37 protein-coding genes are annotated in these 22,110 nt (G+C 63.8%); 22 read left to right on the top strand and 15 right to left on the bottom strand.

Annotated features, from left to right (window positions below; translation table 11 throughout):
* Positions 1-22 precede the first annotated feature (22 nt).
* The gene (locus C475_RS14470) at positions 23-340 is read right to left on the bottom strand and encodes a hypothetical protein (protein ID WP_006884597.1); all 318 of its coding nucleotides are present in this window, start codon (positions 338-340) and stop codon (positions 23-25) included.
* 137 nt (positions 341-477) lie between these two features.
* Positions 478-1,404 (bottom strand): polyprenyl diphosphate synthase, encoded by a 927-nt coding sequence (gene uppS / locus C475_RS14465; RefSeq protein ID WP_006884596.1) that lies wholly within the window; start codon positions 1,402-1,404, stop codon positions 478-480.
* Positions 1,405-1,529: 125 nt separating this feature from the next.
* On the opposite strand from uppS, the gene C475_RS14460 reads away from it, so the two are divergent.
* A complete protein-coding gene (locus C475_RS14460; RefSeq protein WP_006884595.1) occupies positions 1,530-2,453 on the top strand; it encodes a metallophosphoesterase in 924 nt (307 codons plus the stop codon).
* Positions 2,454-2,631: 178 nt separating this feature from the next.
* Here C475_RS14460 and C475_RS14455 read toward each other — a convergent pair whose 3' ends face one another.
* The 5 genes from C475_RS14455 to C475_RS14445 all read right to left on the bottom strand — a co-directional run bounded on the left by C475_RS14455 (position 2,632) and on the right by C475_RS14445 (position 5,187).
* Positions 2,632-3,624, bottom strand: a complete 993-nt coding sequence (locus C475_RS14455) for a tyrosine-type recombinase/integrase (RefSeq protein ID WP_006884594.1) — start codon at positions 3,622-3,624, stop codon at positions 2,632-2,634.
* A 44-nt stretch (positions 3,625-3,668) separates the two neighbouring features.
* The gene (locus C475_RS14450) at positions 3,669-3,881 is read right to left on the bottom strand and encodes a hypothetical protein (protein ID WP_006884593.1); all 213 of its coding nucleotides are present in this window, start codon (positions 3,879-3,881) and stop codon (positions 3,669-3,671) included.
* Positions 3,874-4,095, bottom strand: a complete 222-nt coding sequence (locus C475_RS23215; protein ID WP_152436438.1) for a hypothetical protein — start codon at positions 4,093-4,095, stop codon at positions 3,874-3,876. Before C475_RS23215 ends, C475_RS14450 begins: the two co-directional genes overlap by 8 nt.
* 298 nt (positions 4,096-4,393) lie before the next feature.
* Positions 4,394-4,570, bottom strand: a complete 177-nt coding sequence (locus tag C475_RS24400) for a hypothetical protein (RefSeq protein WP_006884592.1) — start codon at positions 4,568-4,570, stop codon at positions 4,394-4,396.
* The gene (locus tag C475_RS14445; RefSeq protein WP_006884591.1) at positions 4,567-5,187 is read right to left on the bottom strand and encodes a transcription initiation factor IIB family protein; all 621 of its coding nucleotides are present in this window, start codon (positions 5,185-5,187) and stop codon (positions 4,567-4,569) included. The genes C475_RS24400 and C475_RS14445 overlap by 4 nt, the downstream gene beginning before the upstream one ends.
* Positions 5,188-5,617: 430 nt before the next feature.
* Here C475_RS14445 and C475_RS14440 point away from each other — a divergent pair, with 430 nt between their 5' ends.
* Positions 5,618-5,872: a winged-helix domain-containing protein gene (locus tag C475_RS14440; protein WP_006884590.1), complete on the top strand. Its 255-nt coding sequence runs from the start codon at positions 5,618-5,620 to the stop codon at positions 5,870-5,872.
* A gap of 1 nt (position 5,873) precedes the next feature.
* Here the strand turns inward: C475_RS14440 and C475_RS24395 are convergent, their stop codons facing one another.
* The 4 genes from C475_RS24395 to C475_RS14420 all read right to left on the bottom strand — a co-directional run bounded on the left by C475_RS24395 (position 5,874) and on the right by C475_RS14420 (position 7,402).
* Complete coding sequence (locus tag C475_RS24395; protein ID WP_006884589.1) at positions 5,874-6,110, bottom strand: hypothetical protein; 237 nt, start codon at positions 6,108-6,110, stop codon at positions 5,874-5,876.
* 151 nt (positions 6,111-6,261) lie between these two features.
* The gene (locus C475_RS14430) at positions 6,262-6,576 is read right to left on the bottom strand and encodes a hypothetical protein (protein ID WP_006884588.1); all 315 of its coding nucleotides are present in this window, start codon (positions 6,574-6,576) and stop codon (positions 6,262-6,264) included.
* Positions 6,569-7,078 carry a hypothetical protein gene (locus C475_RS14425; RefSeq protein ID WP_152436436.1) on the bottom strand — a complete coding sequence of 170 codons (510 nt, stop codon included), beginning with the start codon at positions 7,076-7,078 and terminating at the stop codon, positions 6,569-6,571. Before C475_RS14425 ends, C475_RS14430 begins: the two co-directional genes overlap by 8 nt.
* A gap of 105 nt (positions 7,079-7,183) precedes the next feature.
* A complete protein-coding gene (locus tag C475_RS14420; RefSeq protein ID WP_049930729.1) occupies positions 7,184-7,402 on the bottom strand; it encodes a helix-turn-helix domain-containing protein in 219 nt (72 codons plus the stop codon).
* A 135-nt stretch (positions 7,403-7,537) separates the two neighbouring features.
* Here C475_RS14420 and C475_RS14415 point away from each other — a divergent pair, with 135 nt between their 5' ends.
* From C475_RS14415 to C475_RS14390, 8 genes are all read left to right on the top strand, one after another.
* Positions 7,538-7,771, top strand: coding sequence for a hypothetical protein (locus C475_RS14415; RefSeq protein ID WP_006884585.1), 234 nt, complete (start codon positions 7,538-7,540; stop codon positions 7,769-7,771).
* 2 nt (positions 7,772-7,773) lie between these two features.
* Positions 7,774-8,598, top strand: a complete 825-nt coding sequence (locus tag C475_RS14410; RefSeq protein WP_082223326.1) for a DNA adenine methylase — start codon at positions 7,774-7,776, stop codon at positions 8,596-8,598.
* A 78-nt stretch (positions 8,599-8,676) separates the two neighbouring features.
* A complete protein-coding gene (locus tag C475_RS14405) occupies positions 8,677-8,907 on the top strand; it encodes a hypothetical protein (RefSeq protein ID WP_006884583.1) in 231 nt (76 codons plus the stop codon).
* 2 nt (positions 8,908-8,909) lie between these two features.
* The gene (locus tag C475_RS23205; RefSeq protein WP_152436435.1) at positions 8,910-9,197 is read left to right on the top strand and encodes a hypothetical protein; all 288 of its coding nucleotides are present in this window, start codon (positions 8,910-8,912) and stop codon (positions 9,195-9,197) included.
* Positions 9,197-9,574, top strand: coding sequence for a hypothetical protein (locus C475_RS23200; RefSeq protein WP_152436434.1), 378 nt, complete (start codon positions 9,197-9,199; stop codon positions 9,572-9,574). The genes C475_RS23205 and C475_RS23200 overlap by 1 nt, the downstream gene beginning before the upstream one ends.
* Positions 9,575-9,778: 204 nt before the next feature.
* On the top strand, positions 9,779-10,000 hold the full coding sequence (locus tag C475_RS23195; RefSeq protein ID WP_152436433.1) for a hypothetical protein: 222 nt from the start codon (positions 9,779-9,781) through the stop codon (positions 9,998-10,000).
* Positions 9,993-10,358, top strand: a complete 366-nt coding sequence (locus tag C475_RS14395; RefSeq protein ID WP_082223325.1) for a hypothetical protein — start codon at positions 9,993-9,995, stop codon at positions 10,356-10,358. Before C475_RS23195 ends, C475_RS14395 begins: the two co-directional genes overlap by 8 nt.
* Before the next feature lie 41 nt (positions 10,359-10,399).
* The gene (locus C475_RS14390; protein ID WP_006884581.1) at positions 10,400-12,373 is read left to right on the top strand and encodes a transposase; all 1,974 of its coding nucleotides are present in this window, start codon (positions 10,400-10,402) and stop codon (positions 12,371-12,373) included.
* 114 nt (positions 12,374-12,487) lie between these two features.
* Here the strand turns inward: C475_RS14390 and C475_RS14385 are convergent, their stop codons facing one another.
* The 4 genes from C475_RS14385 to C475_RS25180 form a co-directional block, all read right to left on the bottom strand.
* A complete protein-coding gene (locus C475_RS14385) occupies positions 12,488-12,766 on the bottom strand; it encodes a DUF7692 domain-containing protein (protein ID WP_006884580.1) in 279 nt (92 codons plus the stop codon).
* On the bottom strand, positions 12,763-12,921 hold the full coding sequence (locus tag C475_RS23920; RefSeq protein ID WP_006884579.1) for a hypothetical protein: 159 nt from the start codon (positions 12,919-12,921) through the stop codon (positions 12,763-12,765). The genes C475_RS14385 and C475_RS23920 overlap by 4 nt, the downstream gene beginning before the upstream one ends.
* A gap of 273 nt (positions 12,922-13,194) precedes the next feature.
* On the bottom strand, positions 13,195-13,362 hold the full coding sequence (locus C475_RS23915) for a hypothetical protein (protein WP_161625199.1): 168 nt from the start codon (positions 13,360-13,362) through the stop codon (positions 13,195-13,197).
* A 25-nt stretch (positions 13,363-13,387) separates the two neighbouring features.
* The gene (locus C475_RS25180; protein WP_268869918.1) at positions 13,388-13,513 is read right to left on the bottom strand and encodes a hypothetical protein; all 126 of its coding nucleotides are present in this window, start codon (positions 13,511-13,513) and stop codon (positions 13,388-13,390) included.
* Positions 13,514-13,803: 290 nt separating this feature from the next.
* Here C475_RS25180 and C475_RS14380 point away from each other — a divergent pair, with 290 nt between their 5' ends.
* From C475_RS14380 to C475_RS14325, 12 genes are all read left to right on the top strand, one after another.
* Positions 13,804-15,324 (top strand): hypothetical protein, encoded by a 1,521-nt coding sequence (locus tag C475_RS14380; protein WP_152436432.1) that lies wholly within the window; start codon positions 13,804-13,806, stop codon positions 15,322-15,324.
* A 1-nt stretch (position 15,325) separates the two neighbouring features.
* Entirely contained in the window at positions 15,326-15,772 is a 447-nt protein-coding gene (locus C475_RS14375) for a hypothetical protein (RefSeq protein WP_006884577.1), read from the top strand.
* 3 nt (positions 15,773-15,775) lie between these two features.
* On the top strand, positions 15,776-16,117 hold the full coding sequence (locus tag C475_RS14370; RefSeq protein ID WP_006884576.1) for a hypothetical protein: 342 nt from the start codon (positions 15,776-15,778) through the stop codon (positions 16,115-16,117).
* Positions 16,104-16,571: a hypothetical protein gene (locus C475_RS14365; protein ID WP_152436431.1), complete on the top strand. Its 468-nt coding sequence runs from the start codon at positions 16,104-16,106 to the stop codon at positions 16,569-16,571. Before C475_RS14370 ends, C475_RS14365 begins: the two co-directional genes overlap by 14 nt.
* A gap of 1 nt (position 16,572) precedes the next feature.
* The gene (locus C475_RS14360) at positions 16,573-16,854 is read left to right on the top strand and encodes a hypothetical protein (protein ID WP_006884574.1); all 282 of its coding nucleotides are present in this window, start codon (positions 16,573-16,575) and stop codon (positions 16,852-16,854) included.
* A gap of 84 nt (positions 16,855-16,938) precedes the next feature.
* The gene (locus C475_RS14355) at positions 16,939-17,349 is read left to right on the top strand and encodes a hypothetical protein (protein ID WP_152436430.1); all 411 of its coding nucleotides are present in this window, start codon (positions 16,939-16,941) and stop codon (positions 17,347-17,349) included.
* Positions 17,339-17,836, top strand: coding sequence for a hypothetical protein (locus C475_RS14350; RefSeq protein ID WP_006884572.1), 498 nt, complete (start codon positions 17,339-17,341; stop codon positions 17,834-17,836). Before C475_RS14355 ends, C475_RS14350 begins: the two co-directional genes overlap by 11 nt.
* Before the next feature lies 1 nt (position 17,837).
* Positions 17,838-18,167: a hypothetical protein gene (locus C475_RS14345; RefSeq protein WP_006884571.1), complete on the top strand. Its 330-nt coding sequence runs from the start codon at positions 17,838-17,840 to the stop codon at positions 18,165-18,167.
* Positions 18,164-18,382 (top strand): hypothetical protein, encoded by a 219-nt coding sequence (locus tag C475_RS14340; RefSeq protein WP_006884570.1) that lies wholly within the window; start codon positions 18,164-18,166, stop codon positions 18,380-18,382. The genes C475_RS14345 and C475_RS14340 overlap by 4 nt, the downstream gene beginning before the upstream one ends.
* On the top strand, positions 18,379-20,088 hold the full coding sequence (locus C475_RS14335) for a hypothetical protein (RefSeq protein WP_006884569.1): 1,710 nt from the start codon (positions 18,379-18,381) through the stop codon (positions 20,086-20,088). The genes C475_RS14340 and C475_RS14335 overlap by 4 nt, the downstream gene beginning before the upstream one ends.
* Positions 20,075-20,851 carry a hypothetical protein gene (locus tag C475_RS14330; RefSeq protein WP_006884568.1) on the top strand — a complete coding sequence of 259 codons (777 nt, stop codon included), beginning with the start codon at positions 20,075-20,077 and terminating at the stop codon, positions 20,849-20,851. Before C475_RS14335 ends, C475_RS14330 begins: the two co-directional genes overlap by 14 nt.
* On the top strand, positions 20,848-22,014 hold the full coding sequence (locus C475_RS14325; protein WP_006884567.1) for a hypothetical protein: 1,167 nt from the start codon (positions 20,848-20,850) through the stop codon (positions 22,012-22,014). The genes C475_RS14330 and C475_RS14325 overlap by 4 nt, the downstream gene beginning before the upstream one ends.
* Positions 22,015-22,110 lie beyond the last annotated feature (96 nt).

Here is a 22,110-nt window from a genome sequence, read left to right as displayed (position 1 = left end):
TCTACTGAAAGCGCAGCGGGCCCTATTCGACGCCGAAGTACCCCTCGACGACGAGCGCGAAGCCGACGACCCACAGACCTGCGAGGCCCGTGACCGCGGCGACGTGGAACGCCCACCCGAGGCCCGTCCCGCCGACCAGCGGCGTCGCCATCGCCTCGCCAACCCAGGCGAGCGGTCCCGCCGTCCCCGGCCGAGTCACCGCCACCAGAAACGCCGTCACGACCGCCGGCCCCGCCGCACCGAGCAGCGCGAGCCCCAGCCGACGACTCGCCCGCACGACGCTGCGCGGCCGCGTCCCGTGCGTCACGAACGCGTCGGCGTCGGACCCCGAATGTGCCATGATAGATGATGTCACACGCCTGCCCTACTTAAGCGTATCGTCACGTGGGTACAAGTGGCACGCGATCGAAGACGACGACGTGCGATCGGGCCATCAGGCCGCCAGAATAGCGGTCACGGAGCGCGAAAAAGGTGTTCTCAGTCGGCGGTGCGCTCGAACTCGGCGTCGGTCTCCGACTCGATCGCCTCGCGTTCGGCGCTCGGGAGCGCGTCCTTGAACCGCCGGAGGACGCGTCGGGCGTCGTTGACCTCGGTGCCGCCCAGGGCGCGGACCAGCGCGAGCGCCCGTCGCGCGCGAGTCTTCCGCCAGGACTCCTCGCGGTGTTCGTAGGTCCGGATCGCCCGCAGGAAGTCGACCTTTCGGAACTCCGGCCAGTAGGGCGTACAGAAGTAGACCGCGGCCTCATTGCCGTTGGCGTGCCACGGCAGGAAGTTCGACGTGCGCTCGTCGCCGCCGGTCCGCACGATCAGGTCTACGTCCCGACTCGGCCCCTCGTAGAGCCGATCCTCGATGGTCTCGACGTCGATGTCCCCGGCACCGAGCGCGCCGCGGTCGACCTCACTCGTTACGTCCCGGGCCGCCGAGAGCAACTCGGCGCGGCCCCCGTACGCCAGCGCGATGTTCAGCTGGAGGTTGTCGTACCCCGCGGTCCGCCGCTCGGCGTAGTCGATCGCCTCGCGTACCCGCTCGGGCAGTTTCCCCGTCTCACCGATCGCCCGGATGCGCACCTCCGAGTCGTGGACTCTATCGGCGTCGGCGAACTCCCGAAGCTTCTCACAGAGCAGATCGAACAACGCCTCGTTCTCCTCCTCGGGGCGATCGAAGTTCTCCGTCGAGAAGGTGTACAGCGTCAACTCGTCGATGCCGGTCTCCCGACACCACTCCAGGACCTGCTCGGTCGTCTCCGCGCCCGCCCGATGACCCTCGGAGGCGTCGTCGCCCTGCTGTCGCGCGTATCGCCGGTTGCCGTCCTGGATGACGGCGACGTGACTGGGCGTGCCCGACAGCTCCAGTTCGAGCAATCGCTCGTACGCACCGCGTGCCAGCTGCCCCAGTCTCTCCATCTGATTAGGTTCTTTCAGCCCGACGATATGAGTTTTGTGTTTAGCGCGAGCGGAAGATCCCTCCGAAGCCGTTTTCATGCCCTGCGGTGTATCCATCGGTTGACAGACCGACCGTCCCGTCCGCCATGATAGATCTCACTCCCGACCGCGACGACTCGATGCCTCGCGCCGCTCGCGACAGCATCGGCGCGCTCGACGCCGACAGCCCCCGCATCGTCAGTATCAGCGACATCCACGGCTACCTCGACGCCGCCCGGTCGGCGCTCACAGCCGTCGGCGACCACCCCGACTTCGACCCGCTCGTCGAAGCCGACGCGGACGGCCGGCTCCGCTGGGCCGGCGACGACGAGTCGGTGCTGGTGTTCAACGGCGACCTCGTCGACCGCGGCCCCGACAACGCGGCCGTCGTCGACCTGGTCGAACGCCTCGCCCGCCAGGCCCCGCCCGGCCACGTCCGCGTTACGCTCGGCAACCACGAGTGGGGCGTCCTCTTCCGGGACCTCGTGAGCTGGGACAGCTGGTTCTCGGGCAGCCGATCCGACGACGCTCGCCGCCAGCTCTGCGAGGCGATCGTCGACGGCCACGTCGTCGCCGCCTACGACGGCCACGCGTTCACCTACGCCCACGCCGGCCGGGTGAGCGACTACGATACCGCACGACTCAACGACCGGTTCGCCGAGGCCGCTGAGGAGTTGCTCGACGTGATCGGCACCGACGAAGACGAGCCGACCCAGAAGCGCCTGGTCGACGACTATCGGGAGGTGCTCGGCATCGGCCGCGCCGGCGGCCGCGCCTTCGGCGCCGGCATCGCCTGGCTCGACTTCAAGTTCCTGAGCGACGACGCACCGCTCCAGATCGTGGGCCACACGCGCCAGGAGGAAGTCGTCCAGAAGGGCAACGTGATCTGCGAGAACGTGATCCGCGCGAATCTGGAAGAGTCCGGTGGGGAGGCCGTGCTGGTTGAGACCGAAGGGGAGTTGGTAGCACTGGAGCGGCGCGAGAACGGAAGCGTTCGGAAGCGGGAATTCGAGATTCCCGAGCGGGATTGATTGAGAACTCGTTCTGCGGTACCTTCGTACCAGAAGTTTGGATAGCGCTATAGTTTCAACTAAGAATTTATTGAGAATTTTAAAGTGGGACCGCCGAGCCTCGAAATCTCGAAAAATCGCCGCTTCACATGGCTGTACTTGTCGAATCGGTCTGCGTTGATTTGGGTGGTGTAGGAACTCATTGTTCTGACTCCATCCGCTCGATGTACGGGCGCCGCCGCTCCTCGAGCTTCTCGAGGGCGGTAGCGTGGTCGTAGTACTGTTCGATCGTCTCGATGGACGCGTTCACCCGCTCGGCGACGACCTCTGGCGGGAAACCAAGGTCTCGCTGCCAGATGATCGAGCCCGTCCGGACCTGATGGGGCGACCGTGACGACGGGCACTTGCTCGCCTGGTGGGGATCCTTGAAATGGCAGTCGTCCGCCTCGTAACCGTGCGGACACGCATTATGCACGCACGGGAAGGTGACCCGGTAGCTCCAGTCGCGGATCGTGTTCGTCGCCGGTCGTCCCTGCGACGTGGTGAACAACGGCTGGCGGCCGTGGTCGTCGTGGAGATCGTGGCGGTGGTGCTGGAGGTAGTGGTCGATCACGTCCGCCACCGACCGAGGGAAGCCGACCGGGCGCTCGCCGTCGAGCTTGTTCTTCAGCGGCGTATCTGTCTCCGGCCGGTGGTGGAACTCGACGCGGCGGTTCTCGCTGTCGTAGTCCCGAACGTCCAGGGCTCGGGTGCCGCCCATCCGGGCGCCGGTGTGCCAGGCCAGCTCGAGCCAGGCGTGACGTACCGTCCCGTAGAGGGGCGGCGTCTCCCGGTAGTAGTCCAGTAGCGGACGGGCGTCGTTCGGGTGGAGTTTCGTTTCGTCGGACTGTTCCGAGTCCGGCACGTCCGGGACGTGGACCTTCTCCGAGAGCCCCTCGTCGACGGCCTCGATGCGCTCGAGGTACTCGATCCAGTTCCGGATCGTCTTCATCTCGTTCTGGAGCGAGGTACCGGCGATGTCCTCGGCGAGACGGTCGTTCTCGTAGGTGTCGAAGTCCCAGCCGGAGAGTTCTGAGACGGTCGCGATGCCCTTCCCCTCGCACCACTCGACGAACAGCTTCAGCCGGTAGAAGTACGTCTCCAGCGTCTCCTCGCTCTTGCTGGTCTTCTGCTGGTTCAACCAGCGTTCCATCGCTTCGCGAGCGGTCAGACTGCGAGGGCCTCGCTCTCGTCCGTTCATCGCTGGTCGCCGTGACCCTCCTGGTCAGTGGTCGTATCGAGTGACCGCTCGGCCGCGTCGATCGTCTCAACGAGTTCGTCGACGACATCGTCTCCCTCACGGGACCCATCGCAGGTGACGAGCCTCTCGAGGTCGCCCTTCGCAATGTCAACGAGTTCCTCGAGTACCTCGCGCTCGACGGCAACGGGTTCACTTCCATCCTCAGGCATCGCAACCACCTCGTTCGTCGGATCCGCGGCCACATTCGGGACAGACCAACCCGTTGACGACGTTTACCTCGAACTTTTCACCACAGACACAATCTACTGTCTGCGGCTCCGAAGGGGGCCGAGTGAAACTGTGACCGAGTTCGCGGCGGATCACTTTCTCCAACTCCTCAACGCGCTCCTCGAGCTCCTGGACACGGCGGTCGGTATCGCTCATCGGCAGCCCCCAGCGTGTTCCGGACAGACCGGGACCATTTTTGGATAGTACTCGTCTTCGGCCGAGAGGTCGAAGCCGTCGACAACGGTGGGGTCCCACGTTCGACTGCAGAAGTGGCACTCCACGATCTCGGCGGTCGGGTCGACGAACGGTGGGCGCTCAGTACCACCTTCAGTCCGCAGGCGAGCGGAGCAACACTCGGCCGACGCCTGGGCGTTGAAGTACTCGGATCCGCATCCGCCACACACGTGTCGGGGAGAGACTGGCTCGTCGGTCGACGCGATGATACGACGGGCGTTCATGCCGGGCACCTCCAGCCCTCGAAGACCGAATCCGCACACCGCGTGTGCAGGACGTAGTCGTCGACCTCGTCACGGTCGCGCACCCGGACGGTCTCGGCGTCGACCGTGACGTGGTCCTGGTCGAGTGGGACGCTACGGCCGCACACCCCGCAGGTCGCCGACTCGGTATTCACCGGTCGACACCTCCGTCCGGCTCAGTACCGCCGTCGGCGGCAGCGACCGGCTTCTCCACGACGATCTCCCCATCCTCGTTCTGGAGGTAGTGGGTCGTCTGGTCTCTGACGTGACCCCAGGCGTTCTCGCAGGTGAGGCACATCGCGTTGAACCTGTCCTGCTGCTGGAGTTCGCCATCGCAGCCGTCGCGAGGACAGTCCTCGTGATCCCAGCACTGGCCGGGATCGTCCCAACCGTCCTCGCTCAGGTCCATGAACTTCTCCCAGCGCGCTTCCCGGTGCGCTTCGCGCTGCATCTCGGCGACTCGGTCGCTCTCGAGGTCGGCGATCTCCTGATAGCACTCGCGGATCGCGACCTCGCTCACGTCGGCCGTGTAGCCGACGGCCTTCTGGGACCGCTCCTCGTTTTTCAGAAGCGCGACGTAGTAGACCACGCTGGCCGCGATCGTCGACGGAGCGCGGTTGATCGGGTGTTCGTAGTCCGCTCGTTTCGCGAACTCCGTGGCGGTCTCCCGAACGTCGTCGCTCAGATTGAGATCGTCGATGATCTCGTCGACCTGTTCGTGAGCGAGCGGGAGTCCGCCGTCGGTCGCGAGCGATGCGTCTCTGTCTGTCATGGGTTCTCTCATTATCTGACTCGGAATCCGGTGTCCGCAAGGGGCGGCCCGCCGCAGGCCGGGACCGTCCGCAGAGATCCCGTCGAGCCTGGCGCTGCACGTCGGGCAACTATCTGGAAATCGGTGCCTATCCGCCGTAGTCCGGGTATATTTTTGGGGCCGGGGTTCGTCTTGCATAGCACGGTCACCTGCTTGACCGACACGACGCCCGTGCTGAGGACACGGGCGTCGACCCCGTTTTCCGAGAGTCGACGACCCCGAGGAGCGCCGCGTCGGCCGTAGTGACCACTATCTTAGTCATTACATATATAGGTTGGCCCATATATTGGTCCAATATGGAAAGATACGGCCCAACTGTCAGCGTTTCCGAGGGAATTATTCGGTATCGTTGTGGGGATAGTGTGTGGTTCGTAGAAACCGGGCTCCATGGATGACTGGTCGAGACGATATCATTCTGGAGTACCTGGCAGACACGGGAGTCGCCCTCAACAAGAAAGGGCTTGAGATAAATCTCCAAGAGGAAGGATACGATATCTCTTACTCCACGATAAAGAGACGACTCCCAAAGCTCGAAGATGCGAACCTTATCGAGATCGTCTATGATGCCGGTCCCTGGTACCGGATCACCGATCGTGGCCTCAGCTATCTCGAAGGTGAGGTAGACCTTCGAGAAGACTCTGAGTGACCTACGCATAGTACACTCCAGGAGCGTCGAAGTCCAGCTCCACGTCGTCCCGCGTGTAGCTCCGCCCGGTCTTCTCGTCGATCGCCTCATCGATCTCCGGCTCGGCGTCCTCGTGCCACGAGTTCGCGCAGCTGTGGCAGTACCAGTGGTTGTTCGTCGGCGCGACCTTGTGCCCGTTCGGACAGCGAAGTCGCCAGCTATCCTCCTGCGTCTCGATCTTCAGCTTCTCTACCGACATGACCGATTGGCGAGTTTGAGATGTGGTATATAAAAACCGAGTCTGAGGGTCTCAGTGAAAGTGAAACGGCGGATCTGAGCGCGAGAGTCGCTTAGGATCCAGCGAGTGGTACGTATCCAGCAGGTGAAAGTAGTGAAAGTGGTATCTACTATCAGTCGGCGTCGGCAAAGTGCGGCGTCAGCGGGTCGACGTATTTGAACCCACGAGTCGGCACCTCAACCGGACAGTCTAAGTCGACCTCGCGGGCACCATCGAACCAGAGGCGCCCGTCCTCCAGGGCGGTGATGTTGCCCCAGGCGTGGATCCGACCGTCCCATTCGAACCAGACGCGGCGCCCCGGCTCGACCTGCCGCGGAGTCCCGGACACGCGCCAGAACGCTTCCTCGTCGTCGCCGAGGTTACCGAGGTGCTTGTGGGCGAGGTCTCCCGGGCTGGCGTGAATGAGGACCTCGTTCGGTCTACCCATCGTTTTGACCCTCACTTGCATCGATACTGCTACGGACTTTTGAAGCGGGATAACTCACGCAGTCGCCCGGACTCAAGTCAGCGGCGTCGTCTCGGTCGATCACCACCCACGTCGTATCCGCCGGCTCAATAGCGTAGCCGAAGACACCGGCTGTGAGTTTCGTCAACCAGCGTTCGATTCGTGGAGCCGTCTTGCCGCCAAGCGTCACGACGGCTTTGTCAGCCGGGATCTTCGGTCGGGCGCTGCCGACCGGCGCGCCATCTCCGAAGTAGAAATCGTGTACCTCGTCGTGGCCGATAACTCGACCAACGTATCCGCTGATGCGCCCGCTGTCTTCGCGATCATCGTATATCTTTTCCGTTCGGTATTCTGGCACATCCTCGCGCTTCTCGATGATCGGAAGGCCGGAGTCTTCCTGGTGTCCGACGACTTCCCAAACGCCCTCCTCGTTCTCGATGTACTGGCCGTACACCAGTTCCCGAGGGTCGTCTGGTAACAGCACGCGAGAATCCTTGAATAGTTGCACACGCATTTGTTCTGGAACATAGTACGGTCATTTTCTACTGAATTTACAGGATTTGTGTTGTTTCTCGTAGAACGTAACTGATTACTGACTATCGTCGCGCGGGTCGTTTACCAGCTCGAAGAGACGGGTAGACTCGTGAACCACGCGGACGTGACCGGCGGCTTCGAGCACTTCGAGTCGGTTGTAAACAGTGTTCCGCGAGTAGCCTGATTCGTCTACGAGCATCCCTTTCGTTGCGCGCCCGTCTTGGAGAACATCGAGTATCGCCTCATCAGCAGGGCGTAGATCGTCCTCATCCATTGGTGTGTGCATTGGCTGTGCGCGTGCCATGTGCAAAGTAACCATTCCAACGCACTTTGACTTTGGGGTCTGCCCATGCGTATTACTTGTGCAGTATGCACAACTACTAAGTACATCCGGTTTGAATGGGTAGATATGAGCGTTCCAGCCTACGTCGAAGGAGAAGACCTCACCCGGTACGCGGACAAGCACGGTATCGAGAAGAACACGCTCGTGCGGTCGAAGTGGGACAAGGCGACCTACCAGGCCGTCAAAGTCACCGACACGTACGTGGCGTTCGACAACGGCGAGAAGCACACCCACCGTGACCTTGCGAGTTCCGTTGAGAACGGCACCATCGAGGTCATCGGTACTCGCGCCACGCGGTGAGCATGACTGTGAGTGCGTTTCCGTACCCTGGCGGTAAGACGCTCTTGACCGACTGGATCATTGAGCAGATCCCCGACCATCACGTCTACGTGGAGCCGTTCGGTGGGTCGGCGGCAGTGCTTCTCAACAAACCCCGGAGTTCCGTCGAAGTCTACAACGACATCGACGGCGACATCGTCCAGTTCTTCGACGTAGCTCGGGAGCGACCAGACGAACTGATAGAGTGGGCCAAGCGGACGCCCTACAGCGAAGAGCTGTACAACCGGTGGGTGACGGACTACTACAATGGCGAACGACCCGATGACCCTGTGGAACGCGCGGGGCGATGGCTGTTCCTTCGATTCACGCAGTTCGGCGGCAAGTACGACCACACCGCCGGCTTCAAGCGCGACCAGCCGCGCAAGAAAAAAGGGTCGTCTCACCTCTGGCGCACTCTGGAAGAACGCGTCGACGCGATCTCCGAGCGGCTCCAGGGCGTTTCCATTCAGAACGGTGACTACCAGGACATCATCGAGAAGTACGACAGTCCAAACACGGTGTTCTACTGCGACCCGCCGTATCTCTCGAAAGAGCATACGTACCGCGTCCGCGACTTCGACCACGGTGAACTGGCCGACGCGCTATCCGGCATCGACGGGCACGCGATGGTGTCCTACACTGACGTCCCGGACGGCTACGGGAGCTGGACAGAACTCACTCAGGCGCATAACCACGAGTCGGATCAAGACCCGAAACGGGTGACGGAGCGGCTATTCCTGAACTTCGTCCCCGAAGAGACGCCCCGCTTCGCGGGAGCAAACCAAACGCGTCTCACAGAGGTGCAGTGAGATGGCGTCTACCCTGGTCGGCGAACGTGGGTTCGATTCCCGCGCAGGGCGTCGGGTGGCGACCTACGCCGTGATACAATGAGCGCACGACAGACACACGAAGACGGGCCGAGCATTCTGACCGATGGAGCAGAGATCCACTTCACCGACGAACGCGACGTTAAGCGTGCTGACAGGGTCGAGTTCCTTCGGGGTGGGTGGATCAAAGCTATCTACAAGGAGAGCTATCAGCTCGAAGTGTACCCGCCGGATGCCGTCCAGGGCGTCTACACGCACACGAAACACCTCGAAGACGAAGACTGGTGGTGAGTATGGCTAAGTACGAAACCGGGAGAGACGCCGACTCACAGCAAAAAGAGCGCGTTGTCGCCGAATGGACGGAACACCCGTTCACCGGGATCGGCAAGCGTTCGTGGGTGGTTCAGCACCGTGTCGTCGCTGAGTCGTTTTCGGCGACTGGTGTCGATATTCGACACGAAGTCCGTTCGGACGACGCGGACGGCGTTCCAAACGAGTGGACGCCGGCAGAGGTCTACGAAGCCCGCGAACACGGTGTAAGCAAAATCACACGCGCTGACGGTAAGGAGTGGTGGTCGTAGTGACAGAACATACCGAGTGTGCAGTCTGTGGTTACGAGCCTGACCCTGACAGGATTCCGCCTCACTACGTCCTCTCGCTTGCTGACGAGGACATCGACGACGAACACGTCGAGTCGTACCCGTTCGGTGGCTCGCTATCCGTCCCGTTCGCCTGCTCCGACGAGTGTTGGCTGGATGCTCAAAATGACCCCGAACTCGTCACTGACGGCGGTGTTGAAAGAGATTGGGACTACGTGGAAGGTGTGATTCGTGACCTGAAGATCGACGGATATGAAGTAACAGAATTCGAGTCAAACACATCGAACGCTCGCCCTCAAAAGGCGTTTCTCCTACGCGTGGAGCGTTCTGTAGACACAGACGGTGATCACGGTGACTGATAGCGTCCGGTGGGGACGTAGCCCTGACGACGACACGTGGTATCGGATCGACGACTGGAGCCGTGCTGGTGACGGGACAATTATCCCAAAATTGGTGCAGGAAGTAGACCGCGACGAAGTCCCCGCAAACTGGCAAACTACGGTACTGGAGCGTGATCCGAATGCCTGAGTCACCGCACGAGATGGGCCTCTGCCTATTCTGTGATGGCGATGCAGACGATTACTGTGTCGTTTGTAAACGCGGTGGTGACGGTGAGTTCTGAAAATAAAACCGAAGAGTGTCCGTACTGTTGGGGCGAGGGGACGGTCAAACGGCGCTACGGGACTGTCGGCCCTGGCCCGGCGAAGATCGTGAAACAGCGTGAATGTCCGGTCTGTGAGGGAGACGGCGAGGTCTCCAGGGAGGTGACTGAATTCGATGACTGACGGACGCTGGCTTATCGGATGGGTGTGCGAGGACTGCGACGAGGAGCTCGGTGGCGAGCAGCGAGTATGGGATCTGGCGGAGAAGCTCCGGAAGGAGCACGAGGAAGAGACCGGGCACACGACCACTGTCCGCGTCGTCGAGGAAGAGCGGATCATTCCATCACAGGGCGACCGGATGGAGATCGGCGAGTCGATGCTCGAAATCGCCGAGCAACGTAACGACCGCATCGAGTGGATCTGCCCCGAGTGCCAGCGGACTGGCGAGGAGCTCAACAGCACCAAGCGGTGTCCCGACTGCGATGAGCGGCTTCGAGAGGTCTTTCCTGACGGTGGTTCGGAACTGACCAGATTCGAGTAGAGCGCTCTATTTAAATAACGACATCCTGTAGAGATTCAGAAGTGGCCTGGAACCCGCCTGAGGGCGTTGATCTGGACGAGGTAATCGAGGTCGCCGAGGAGATGGGCTATCTTCCGGATAAGTCCGGCCAGGAGTACATCGACCACCTGCGAGAAAACACCGACGTGACGGTGATGGGCACGCCCGAGCGCGTTCGTTCGTTCTTCAATCCACAAGCAGAGCACTGGACAGAGCCGATGTACCCGGCGCTGGATATGCCGGGGGGCCCGCTGCGGAAGCCAATAGATCCAGCCGACGAGTGGACACGACACATCGCCGTCCTCGTGAGCAACCTGTCGCACGTCCTTCCCGATTTCGAAGACCCGTACAAGGGAAGTGGTGCGCTGGACTTCCGCGATCTCGTCCGGCTCGAAGTCTACAATCAGATACTCGGCTTCAAGAACGCGCCACAGCTGCGCCGTCACCTCATCAGGTCGAACGCCCGCCAGGACTTCCCGGTGCACGAGGTGCTCGGGCTGGACAGCATCCCACACCAGAACACCATCCGGAAGGCCCAACAGGAACGGTTCGGCCCGGGTGCGAGTGAGTTTATCGCCAGGTGGGCACGGCGCATCGAGATGATCGGCGTGATGCGCGGCTACGAGTTCCCCGAAGTAGACGACAAGCGACTCTCGAACAACGGCGGGATACTGGAGATCCCGGTCGAACTGAAGCGCGGCTACGCGCAGGGCGCGCTCGATCTCCTGCGCGACGACATGCCGATCACGAAGGACGAGGAACTCGCCACCTGGACGGACTACGGCCTGCACTTCGATTTCAGCCTACACCTCTGCGACACCGGCAACGCGCCCGAGGCCGAGCTGGAGAACTTCGCCGACGACCGCGGGCTCCAGAAGGGTGCGGGTATCTTCGAGACCGCAGAGACGTTTCGGAACGACATCTACCGCGTCAGTATCGACGAGTGGGAAGCGACCTTCGACCGATGGACGGAGCGCATCCTCGATGCCGTGTTCCCGAAGACGCTTCGAAGCCGTGAGTTGCCGGTCGCGGTGGACTCCACCAATATTCCTACGTGGGCCGCGGAGACCTCGGATCTCCCCGGCGTCGTCGGCACTGAGAAGCTGAAGAACACGCACTACGCCTACCAGATCCTCTCCGGACAAGCCGTCAGTGACGGGATGCCGATTCAACTCGGCCACGATCTCCAGCTGGAGAACCGTCCGATGCACGAGCAATTGAGCGACCTGCTGGATACCATCGAGGCCCACGGCTGCAACGTCGGGATACTCTTTGCCGACGCCGATTTCGCCAGTGGTCGCGTGGCGAACATGCTCAAGAGCCGGGGCGTGGACTTCGTGATCTCGTACCCGAAGCACTACGTCAGCAGTTACACCGGCGAGTGGGAAGACCAGGAGCAGACGTTCGGCGTCGAACCGGGGTACCTCATCAACAAGAACAAGACGACCCCTGAGCGTGCCGAGGTAACGTTGTTCGGTGAGTATTCGAGCAAGGTCGGGCACGCCGGCGACGACGCACAGCAGCAACTCTCGGAGTTCTTCGACGCCGAAGCCGAGTGGGTCACCGACCGGCAGAACCAGAAGACGCTGGAAGCGTACGTTGATCGGCGCGACGGTGGCGACATCTTCGAGGCCAAGAACCGTATGCGCTGGTTCACGTTCATCACGAACCTCAATGTGAGCGAGGAAGAGGCCCGAGCGCTACGCGAATACTACCACTACCGGTGGGCCATCGAATCGGCGTACGGGTCGTACAAGACCCACTTCCTGCCCGGGACTCGGAGCACCAACCTCGGGCTGAGGACGTACCTGTACCTCTTCGGGATCTCCGCCTTCAACGCGTGGGTCGCCTCGAACGTCAAGGCACGGCGACAGCACCTCGAAGACAACGAGCGCAACCGGCCACCGATCAGGGCGAGTCGGTTCACGACACTCGGTCAGCAGCGGTACCGAACCGACGAGTTCCTGACCGAATCTATCAACTTCGAGATGGATTAGAACGGCGGACTGACAGCACGAATCACCGACTCACAGCACGACCTTATCTCAGGTGGCTTGCGTGTGCAAGTAATCAAGGATTAGCGCGTACTGGTAATGTTCGCTCGCTCCCGCTCATGAGTCGATCTCGACCTCCGCGGAGACGCCGTCGGCGCCGGCCTCGAAGTCGAACTCGAAGCGCTGCGAAACGCCGTTGAACCGCTCCACCAGCTCGCGCCGCTGGGCGAGCGACAGTTCCTCGTCCTCGAGGAGATCGACGACCTCGCCGACGAACGCTTGCACGTCTTGGCTGGCGAGCATCAAGGCGCGCGTGTTATTGCAGTCGTAGAACGCGGACACGTCCTCGACAGTGTCTTTCCGGTGGTCGAACTTGCCGTCGGTTCGGATTCTCATGCGATTAGTTCCTCGCAGTTGGGACACTGGTAGGTGTGAAGCCCCGTCCCGCAGGGCTCGTGTTCGTACTCCATGGCGTCCGACTCCTCGCCGCAGTACGGGCACTCGACCAGTCTCCGACGCTCCAGCCACCAGGCGAGTAGTCGCTTGATCATTGCTCTCTCGTACACACGACGGAGAAAATCGCGGTTCTCTCGCGCATCTCAATCACGCACCCGTTATAAAGTGCGCCCGGATGCGTGTGTGATCACGCCGGCGGCCAGGTGCGCTCGGCGGTCGCGACCGCGGTTTCGTACACACGAGTTCCGCGCGCAGTTCTGCGCTCGTGTGCATATTCGCGGGAGCGGTTCTGCGGCCGCGCGACCGGGAGCGGTCGCGGTCAAACACGGTCGCACGGGGTTCGCGGGGGAGAGGTGATCCCGGCATGGTCAGACGCGGAACGTGATCGTGCCGTCGTCCCAGTCGATGCCGTCGATCTTCAGCTCGTGTCCCTTCTCGATCCCGAACTCGTTGACGAACCCGGCGGGGAGGCTCGTTCCGAGCGTTCCGGGACCCTGAGCGGTGACGGTGCGAGTGTACTGCTTTTGACCCGACATGTGGTTACCGCTCGATTGCCACTTATCAAAAGCATTCCCGGTGAGTGAACCCGTCTCTATCTATTCTCTCCCTATCGTCTATCGATTTTCTGTATAGAGGTTCCCTTATTATCTCGCTATCCTCGCGGCCAATTTGGAGGGTGTAGGCCATATCATGGATGTTCCGGCGGCTACCGCCGGCATACCCCTACCCGCATGCGGGGGTGGTAGAAAACCATGGACTCGGACACCCAACGCGGCGAAGACGAGACGGATCGGGACGAGACTACGGAGCGACCGACGTGGCGCGACTGGCGCAACATCGACGGGGCCGGCGCGTGAGTGAGGGCGAGCCTCGAGGACTCGCCTGTTCCGACGCGTTTCTCGAGTACCTCGAAGCGTTCCGTGAGTCGTACCCGAAGCTCGGAGTACAGCCTTCGAACCAGCGGTATTCAACCAGACATGATTTCAGCACAACTCAGACGTAGTGGTATCGCAACGGCAGCGCTCGCCGTGTTCGTGGCCATCATGGTCGCGACGGCGACACCGGCGGCAGCGGCGTCGCCGGCACTCAACTTCAGCGACGACAAGACGCCGAACCCGACGATCGTCGAGGACGAGCTCACGATCCACGAGCACGACCGCGGCCAGATGGGCGACGCGCTCGAGTACTACGACGACAGCGGCGAGGTCACCTCGCTGAACGCGTCGGTGAACTCCTCGCAGACGACGCCGGTCGGCGTCCGCTTCGACAAGGTCGACGCCGAGGCGTTCGCGCAGTTCCCGCGCGTCGACAGCGAGGGCGACAACGCGGCGACGTGGACCAAGGCGAGCGACTGGTCAACGTCGTCGGGCGCCAGCTCGTCGGTGTCGGTGTCCGAGGCTGACGCCGACGGCGTCGAGAAGGTCACCGTCGACGCATCGGTCGCCTCCACGGAGACGGCGACCGCGACGTTCGGCGCGAACGTCTCGCTCGACTCGGATCCGAACAAGCGCGTGCTCACCTTCGGCGGCAACGTCGACGAGCTGACGACCGACGCGACCGTCGACGTGCGTGTCGTCGACGGCGACGGTGACTACCGCTCCGCCAACATCAGCGCCTCGGAGCTCGCGAGCGACGAGACGGTGATCGCCAACGGAACCGGCACCGGGTTCGTCTTCCAGGAGCGGATCAGCAACCTCCCGCTCGGCGGGACGGGCGACGGCGCACTTGACTCGATCCAGCAGATCGACGTGGTCGCCAGCGAGTCCGACGCGGAAGTGACGATCTCGTGGCTTGACGCCGACCGCAAAGGCGAGGTCGACCTCGCGGAGATCGAACGCGACACCGACGACGACGGCGACCTCGAGACGACGACGGTCACCAACATCTACGAGGGCGGCGTCACCAACATCACCGGCCTCTCGACGCTCGGCGACACCTTCGACACGGCGTCGATCAACGACCTCAGCGTCTACGACGTGAGCTACGAGCTCGCCGACCTGACCGACGAGAGCGAGTACTCGGTCAACTTCTCCAGCGCGGACGCGTACAGCTACCCCGAGAAGCTCGAACTCTACGGGGACCTGTCGGTGCCGACGGCGATCGACATCTCGCACGGCGACCTCACGCTGGAGTTCGACCAAGGGCTCATCAACGAGCGCTACGCGGTCCTCGAGGTCGGCAGCGGCGTCGACTCGTCGACGGACTTCGGCAACGTGTCGGACTCGGCCATGACCGACATGACGGGCTCGCTCATGGGCGACGACACGACCGCGGAGCTGGTCTCGTCGGCGACCGCCGACACGAACTACCGGATCCACGCGGTGGCCCTCCTGCAGACTGAAGAGGTCGACGACGTGCAGGGCTCGGCGGGCGGCATGGGGCCGACCGGCTCGGGCGGCGGCGGGTTCTTCAGCAACGTGTGGGGCCAGATCATCGGCGTCGCCGCGGCTGTCGGCGGAGCCTTCGGGATCTCCCGGTACTTCGGCGGAGGGAGCTAACATGTCCGCGGCCGGTGGTCCGCGTATTCGCCGGCTGTTCGACCGTGCAGCCGAGGCTGGCGACCTCCGGACGGTTATTTTCCGCGGGATCGGCGCCGTGCTGTTCGCCGGTGGCAGCGCTGTCGCGTCGGGCGTGCTGACGCTCGCCGACCTGATCATCATCCCGATGACGGCACTGGGCAACTCGCTCGGTGCGATGATCGAGGCGACGTTCGGCGGTGCCGCTCAGATCATCAACATCAGCGCGCTCGCGACGGCGCTGTCGATCGGCCCAGGCGGGATGTTCAACCTCGGGCCGCTCACCTTCGCCCTGGGGTTCGCAGCCGTGCTCGTGGGGCTGTACTTGCTGAACTGGTACGTCAGCCTCGACCGGACGGGAAACCTCTGGCCGGGGCTTCCGTTCGACATTCCCTGGATAGGCGACGGCCCAGAGGAGGAACAGGAGTAGCGTATGGTCGAACCCGGCGACTACGTCGACGGCGTGACGATCCGCTGGGGTCGCGTAGCGTCGACACTGTTCGGCGCGACGATCCTCGCGTACTTTCAAGGCGCCGCCGCGGCGTTTCTCTCGCTGGCCGACATTCCGCTCGGGCTCCTTGGCGGGCTCGGCGAGTTCCTCGGGTCGCTCGTGGCGGTCGTGACCGGCATCTGGCCGGCGCTGATCCGCGGCGGATGGGCTGGCGCCGCCGGGTTCGTGCTCGAGGCGGGGGTCGCCGGATACGCGGTCGCGATCGGGCTCGTGCTCGTGACGTTCTACGTCGCAACGGTGGTGATTCGTAGTGCCACCAACTGACGGGAGCGATGGCGGTGGCGGGCTACTCATCGGGATCCCGAGAGCGTGGATCAGTCCGATTCGGGATATAGCCGCGTTGTATCGCGAGTACGGGTCGATCCCGCGAGCGGTGGCGGCGATCATCTCGACCTACATCGTCGAGTCGGTGTTCGGCCTCGGGAGCTACGTCGTCGCGTCGGTGCTGTCGGTGTTCGACTTCGTGACGCTCTCGCTCGCCTGGGTCCAGGCCCAGATCTCGGGCGCGTTCGCCTGGGTCGGGTTTGACATACTCAGCGCAGTGCGATGGGTCCAGGTTGAGCTCGCGATCGCGACCGAGGCGGCCGGACCGCTCGGGCCGCTCGTCGCGATCGCCATCGCGTCGGTGACGCTGGCGGTGTTGTATCGAGCGGGGATCGCGCTCCTGGGTGAGCTGCCGGGCGGCAGTTCGCTCGTCGACTTCCTGGGGCTGAGATAGCATGGTAGTAGAGAAACTGAAACACCCGCTGACCGGGCTCGCAGTGGCCGTCAGCACGCTGGGGCAACTCAGCTTCGGCTGGTTCGAACCGGTGTGGGCGCTCGCCTCGTCGACGGCGACCTACTGGTTCCCGGCGGTCGCGACGAGCGGCGCGACGATCCTTCCGGAGCTGGGCTTCCCGAACCTCGGGACGAATGTCCTGCTGGCCGGTGCGCTGCTATACGTCGGGGTACAGCTCGACAAACTGGTCGACAAAATTCAAGACTGGAAAGAGAACCGATGAAACGGACTAACACGGCGAAAACGGCGAACAGAGACCCCTCGGACAGAGGGCGCAACTCCCCATCCGCATGCGGGGGTGATCGGCGTGCCTGGTGACCTCTTGGCGGGGATCGACTTCGTCGGCGCGATCCTGATGGGAGTATTGCTCGCGTTCGTGGTTGCCCTCGGTCGGTTCCTCGTGGCGTACTCGAGGGTTCGCGACCGCCGCGACGCACTCTCGACGGCGTTCGCGATCACGGGCCGGTGGACGCTGGCGCTGATCCTTGGCGGTGCGAGCGCGGTCGGCGTCGGGCTCGTTCAGTTCGGCGACATCGTCGCCATGACCGTCGGGTTCGTCGTCTCACATCCGTACTTCGTAACGAACTTCGGGATCATCGGGATCGGCGCCGGCGGGCTGTCGGGCCTGTTCACGATCACCGGCCAGGAGTTCATCGGCATCGGCATGCTGATCGTCGGGGTCGTTTTCCTGAGCGTGGAGGTGGACGATGCTGTCTAACCTCCCGCTCGAGGTCGACGACGCGCGGCTGTCGGACCTCGGGTTTGGCGGTTGGTTCGGGCTCGTGATCATCGGCGCCGGCGCTGCAATCGCTGGTAGTGAGATCGTCGACTGGGCGACTGGCAGCGGGAGCGACGTACTTCTCGGAGTCGGTCTCGGCGCTGTCGTCGCGCTCGTCGGGGCGATGTTCGCCTATGAAGACGCCTCGCCGGAGTGCGATGCAACGTGTGCCAACTGCGGGGCGCACGTTCGGGCGCATTCCTCGAGAGACAGTGTCGACGAGTACGTCGAGGTCAACGCGTCGGGCGCTCCCCGACGAGCCACTCTCGGCCCGTTGTCGGTCGTCATCGGGACTCACGAGCACGAATCCATCTACTGTTCAGGCGAGTGCGCTGCGAAGGACGACCGAGTCCTCCTCGAGCGCGACGGCGAGCAACTCGAGCCGGTCGCGACGAGCGACGCCCACCGAGAGGGGGAGGTCGCCTAACATGCTCCCCGAGTCGGTGCCCGTAGAGGGCGCCCGCCTGGCCGGCGCAGTGGCCGGTGTGCTCCTGACGCTGTACTGGACCTTCGAGCGACTCCGCGGCGAGGGCCACGATCCAGTGCTCCGCATGAGCTCGTCGAGCGACACGGGCTCGGCGTCGTTCCTCGCGAGTGGCGTCGCCGCGGTCGGGATTGTCGTCGGGATCGTCGCCATGCTGGTCCTCGGCGTCGGCGGCGCCGCGCCGATCGTGGCGAACCCGGCGCCGGTTCTGGTGTTCTTGGCGCTGATCGTCGTCGCTCACTGGGTCGTCGAGAAAGAGGAGAGCGAGACATGACGGCGCCGTACTCGCTCCGAACGCTGGCGGCGCCGGAGCTACGTCGCGACACTGTCGAGCGGTTCGGCATGCTCGGGATGGGGGCGCTCGCCGCCGGTACCGGGACGGCTGTCGGGAGCGCGCTGGCCGTCGCGCTCGGCGTCGTTGGTATCCTGGCCGGTATCGTCTCGCTGAAAGAGATCGACGAGCGAGCGAGGGAACTCGAGAACGCATGACCCGCACGTCTACCGTGCCCCTCGCGGCGCTGATGTTGGTCGGGCTCCTGGTGGCGGCGCCGCTGGTCGCGACGGTCGCCGTCGACGGCGCCGCAGCGACCGCGGCCAACCAGGCGGCCAGCCCGTCGAGCGCCAGCGAGTACTCCCTCGAGGAGCTCAAGCGCGACGGCGCCCGTCAGAACGTCGACAGCGTTCGTATGGCTAACACGGACGATCTGATGTACTGGTTGGTGTACTGGCCAGCGAACGACGTGTTCGCGAGCCCTGGCGGCGATGAGGGCGGCCAGTACCTTCCGCCGAACCAGACGGTCGGCCGAGACACCGTCTACCTCCGGACGTGGGCGTTCAGCGACCGCGAAGAGACGGTTCACATGGTCTTCTGGAACGAGAAGACCCGGACGGTCGAACGCGGCAACACGACCGTCGCCGAGCCCTACGCGGCCAACGTCAACGAGGTCACCCGCGAGGTGACCGTCGACCGCGGCCGGCCGACCGTCGCGATCGACATGCCGAATCACCAGTCCCAGAAGCGCGTGACCATGTGGATCGAAGGGAAGGACTGGGCGCGGTGGACGTTCCGACACAAGAGCCTCGCAACCACGCAGGCGGTCAACATCGACAGCGCCGGCGACTACCTCGCGTCGGTGATCAGCGACTTCCTCGTGTGGATCATCATCGGCGGGTTCCTCGTCGGCTGGGTCTGTAAGGTCGCGATCGACCGCGCCGGCGACGGCCCGGGCTACGGGCTCGCCCCGTGGGTGATCGGGCTATCGCTGGCGACCGGCCTCGGCTCGCTGATGTTCTACGAGAGCGTCGCGAGCCTGGTCGTCAACGCCCACATCGTGCTGTCGGCCTACGTCGTCGGGATCATCGCGATCATCATGCTCGAGATGCGCTCGACGGGCGTCTCGAAGGCGATGTTCCTGCAGCCGAAGCTCACACACGCCGAGTCGCCGACCGGCGACGACGCGTTCGACATGCTCGACGCCGAGCTCGAGGACGCCCGGATCGTCCGCGGGACGGACGGCACGGTCTCCGTGGTCACTCGCGGACTCCTGCCGTTCCTGGCCCGCGCGTTCGGCGCGAAGGCTCGGCTGTACAACGCCGAGAAGCTCCGAACGCGGGTCAACCTCCAGAACTCGAAATGGGACGAGCTGTTCGTCGCCGACCCCGAGGCCGACGAGATTCTCCACTACGAGCCGGAGGGCTGGAAGCTCGAGACGCCCCCGCTCGACCGCGAGCACGTCGGCACCTACGGCGCTATCGCGCTGGCGTTCGTCGTCGGCGGCCTCGGCATCCAGTTCGGCAGCGTCTCACCGTGGCTGGTGATCGGCGCACTCGGCGCCGGGCTCCTGGCGTGGGCGGCCGAGACGGTCAACGGCGAGGCGTTCGTCGAGCCGGCGCCGGTCCATATCCGGACGGCCGTCGCGAGCATGTTCGCGCTCGCGGAAGACGTGGACGACGCGAAGACGCTCGATGATGCGCGGGACCAGATCGACAAGCTGCGGGTCCAGAAACAGCGGAAGATCGACGAGGAGGTCGAGGACCACGACCGGACGCTCCTCGAGGAGATGATGGACCCCGACGAGGAGATCCCGGCGCCGACCGCGCGGTCGGACGACGAGGACAGCGAGGTCGTCGACAGGCGCCGCGAAAGCGGCGAGGGCGCCCGCTCGGAGGGAGGTGTCCCGAGTGACGACGACTAACCAGCGCGAGGAACCGGACCCGTTCCGGCCGGCGCTGGTGACGTTGTCCGAGGACGTGCGCGAGCGAGTCGACGAGCTGCTCGATGGGCTCGACTCGGAGGGGCGCGCTCTCGAGTGGCTCCAAGAGGTGACGATCCGTACTCTCGGGACGATCGACCAACGGGTGTACCGCGACTTCGCGCGGCAGTTCCGCGGCCAGCAAGGCGTGCTGCTGGCGGCCATGCTCGAGCCGTCGGCGCGACGGGGCCGCATGCGGGCGCTCGACGACGAGGTCGCCGAGCGGACCCGTGAGAACCTCGTCGCCCACTACGTCACGCCGGCCCATCGGAAGGCGTTCCGACGGCTCCGCCGCGACGCCACGGACTACGCGGACGCTGCGGGCGACGGCGACGCTCACAACCCCAAGCGCCAGCGGTTCGTCGCGATGCGCCCGGAACTCTCCGAGCTGGAGCAATGGCAAGAGCGCGCGCTCGACTCGCTCCTCGAGGGCTTCGAGGACCGCGCCGAGTTGCTCGACTGGGGCCACGACCTCCTCCTCGCGACGCACGGCGAACTCGACGAGGAGTGGGTGACCCGCGTCTACGACGAGGAGTCGACGGCGTCGGTGATGACCGGGGAGACGCCCGAAGACAAGCGCGCTCGACGGCTGTTCGCCGCCCATCACTTGCTCCCGTACTACCGCGCCGGCGTGCGGGTGCTGTCCGGACGTGCGAGCGAGGTCGCCGACGAGGGCACCCAACGGACGGAGGCGAAGTTCGCATGAGCTCAATCGAACACGACGAACAGACGATCGACTGGGGCGACGAGGACCTCGCGGACGAGGAGACCGCCCGCGAAGTGCTCGAGCAATTCGAGGATCCGGTCCGGTCGACAGCCCAGGCGACGGGCAACCCCTCGAAGTGGACAGACGCCCGCTACATGGCCGAGGAGTTCGGAATCCCGTCGTGGGACCCGACGCGCTTCGACTACGAGGACGTGATCCCCAACTGCTGGGATCACGAATGGGACGCGGGTCGCGACCGCGACGCCGGCGGAACCGACTTTCTCGCTCGCGGGAAGCCCGGCAAGGGCAAATCGACGCTCGGGTGCTACGTCGCGATCCGTCAGCTCGAAGCGAACGAGGAGAAAGTCGTCTGGCGGGGCTCGTCGAGTCGCTCGGAGTGGCTTGCGCTGGCGCCCTGGACGGTGCTGTGTCTCCCGAAGGGTGTCGATATCACGGCGCGACTCGAGTCCAAGGACCCGACCGAGCCCGCGGTCGAGCTCGGCGTCGACGACCTCGAGGAGATCGTCCGCGAGGTGCGCCGGTACTCGGACCCGGTCGACCTGAATCGCCAGCTCGACCAGGGGACGTTTCACGTCGTCTACCCGGACCCGCTGCTACGCGGCTGTCAGGAAGTGCTCGACAGAGACGACGAGAAACAGTACGACACGCCGCCGAAGCGTGACACGCTGTTCTCCGAGGAGGACCCGGCTTCGCACTGGTGGTTCGCCTGGGCACTCGCTCGCGTCAACCACGGGCCGCACCACTGGACGACGTGGATCTGCGACGAGATCGGCGATATCGCGCCGCAGTCTGCGCAGAAAGACCAGTTCGGCACGTACCAGAAAGTCGAGCTTCTCAAAGACATGTGGGTCGACGCCCGAAAGTTCGGGCTGTCGATCTTCTTGTTCGGTCACTCAGAGGTCGACATCCACCAGTCGATCCGTCACAAGATCCGCTGGCGCATCCAGATGCCGGGCACGGCGAACCCGACGACCGCGTCGGACGTGGTCGGCTTCGAGAGCGTCCCGATGGACCGCGAGGTCACCGACGAGTACGAGATCGGGAAGGCGCTCATGTACAACGAGACGCACTTCGAGCCCTTCCGGTGGAAAGATGTGCCGGCACCGACCGCTTATAAACTCAAAATCGAGGTGGGTCGATGAGATCCGTCTCGATTTTTTCAAAAAGTCGACTCGAAAACCCAGGGGCCGACCGCGGCGATCGGGCGTCGACGACGAGCTCGAGCCGGCCGGCGGCTC

The sequence above is a fragment of the Halosimplex carlsbadense 2-9-1 genome (genome assembly GCF_000337455.1).
GTDB classification, from domain to species: domain Archaea; phylum Halobacteriota; class Halobacteria; order Halobacteriales; family Haloarculaceae; genus Halosimplex; species Halosimplex carlsbadense.
This window is presented reverse-complemented; position numbering and strand designations above follow the sequence as displayed.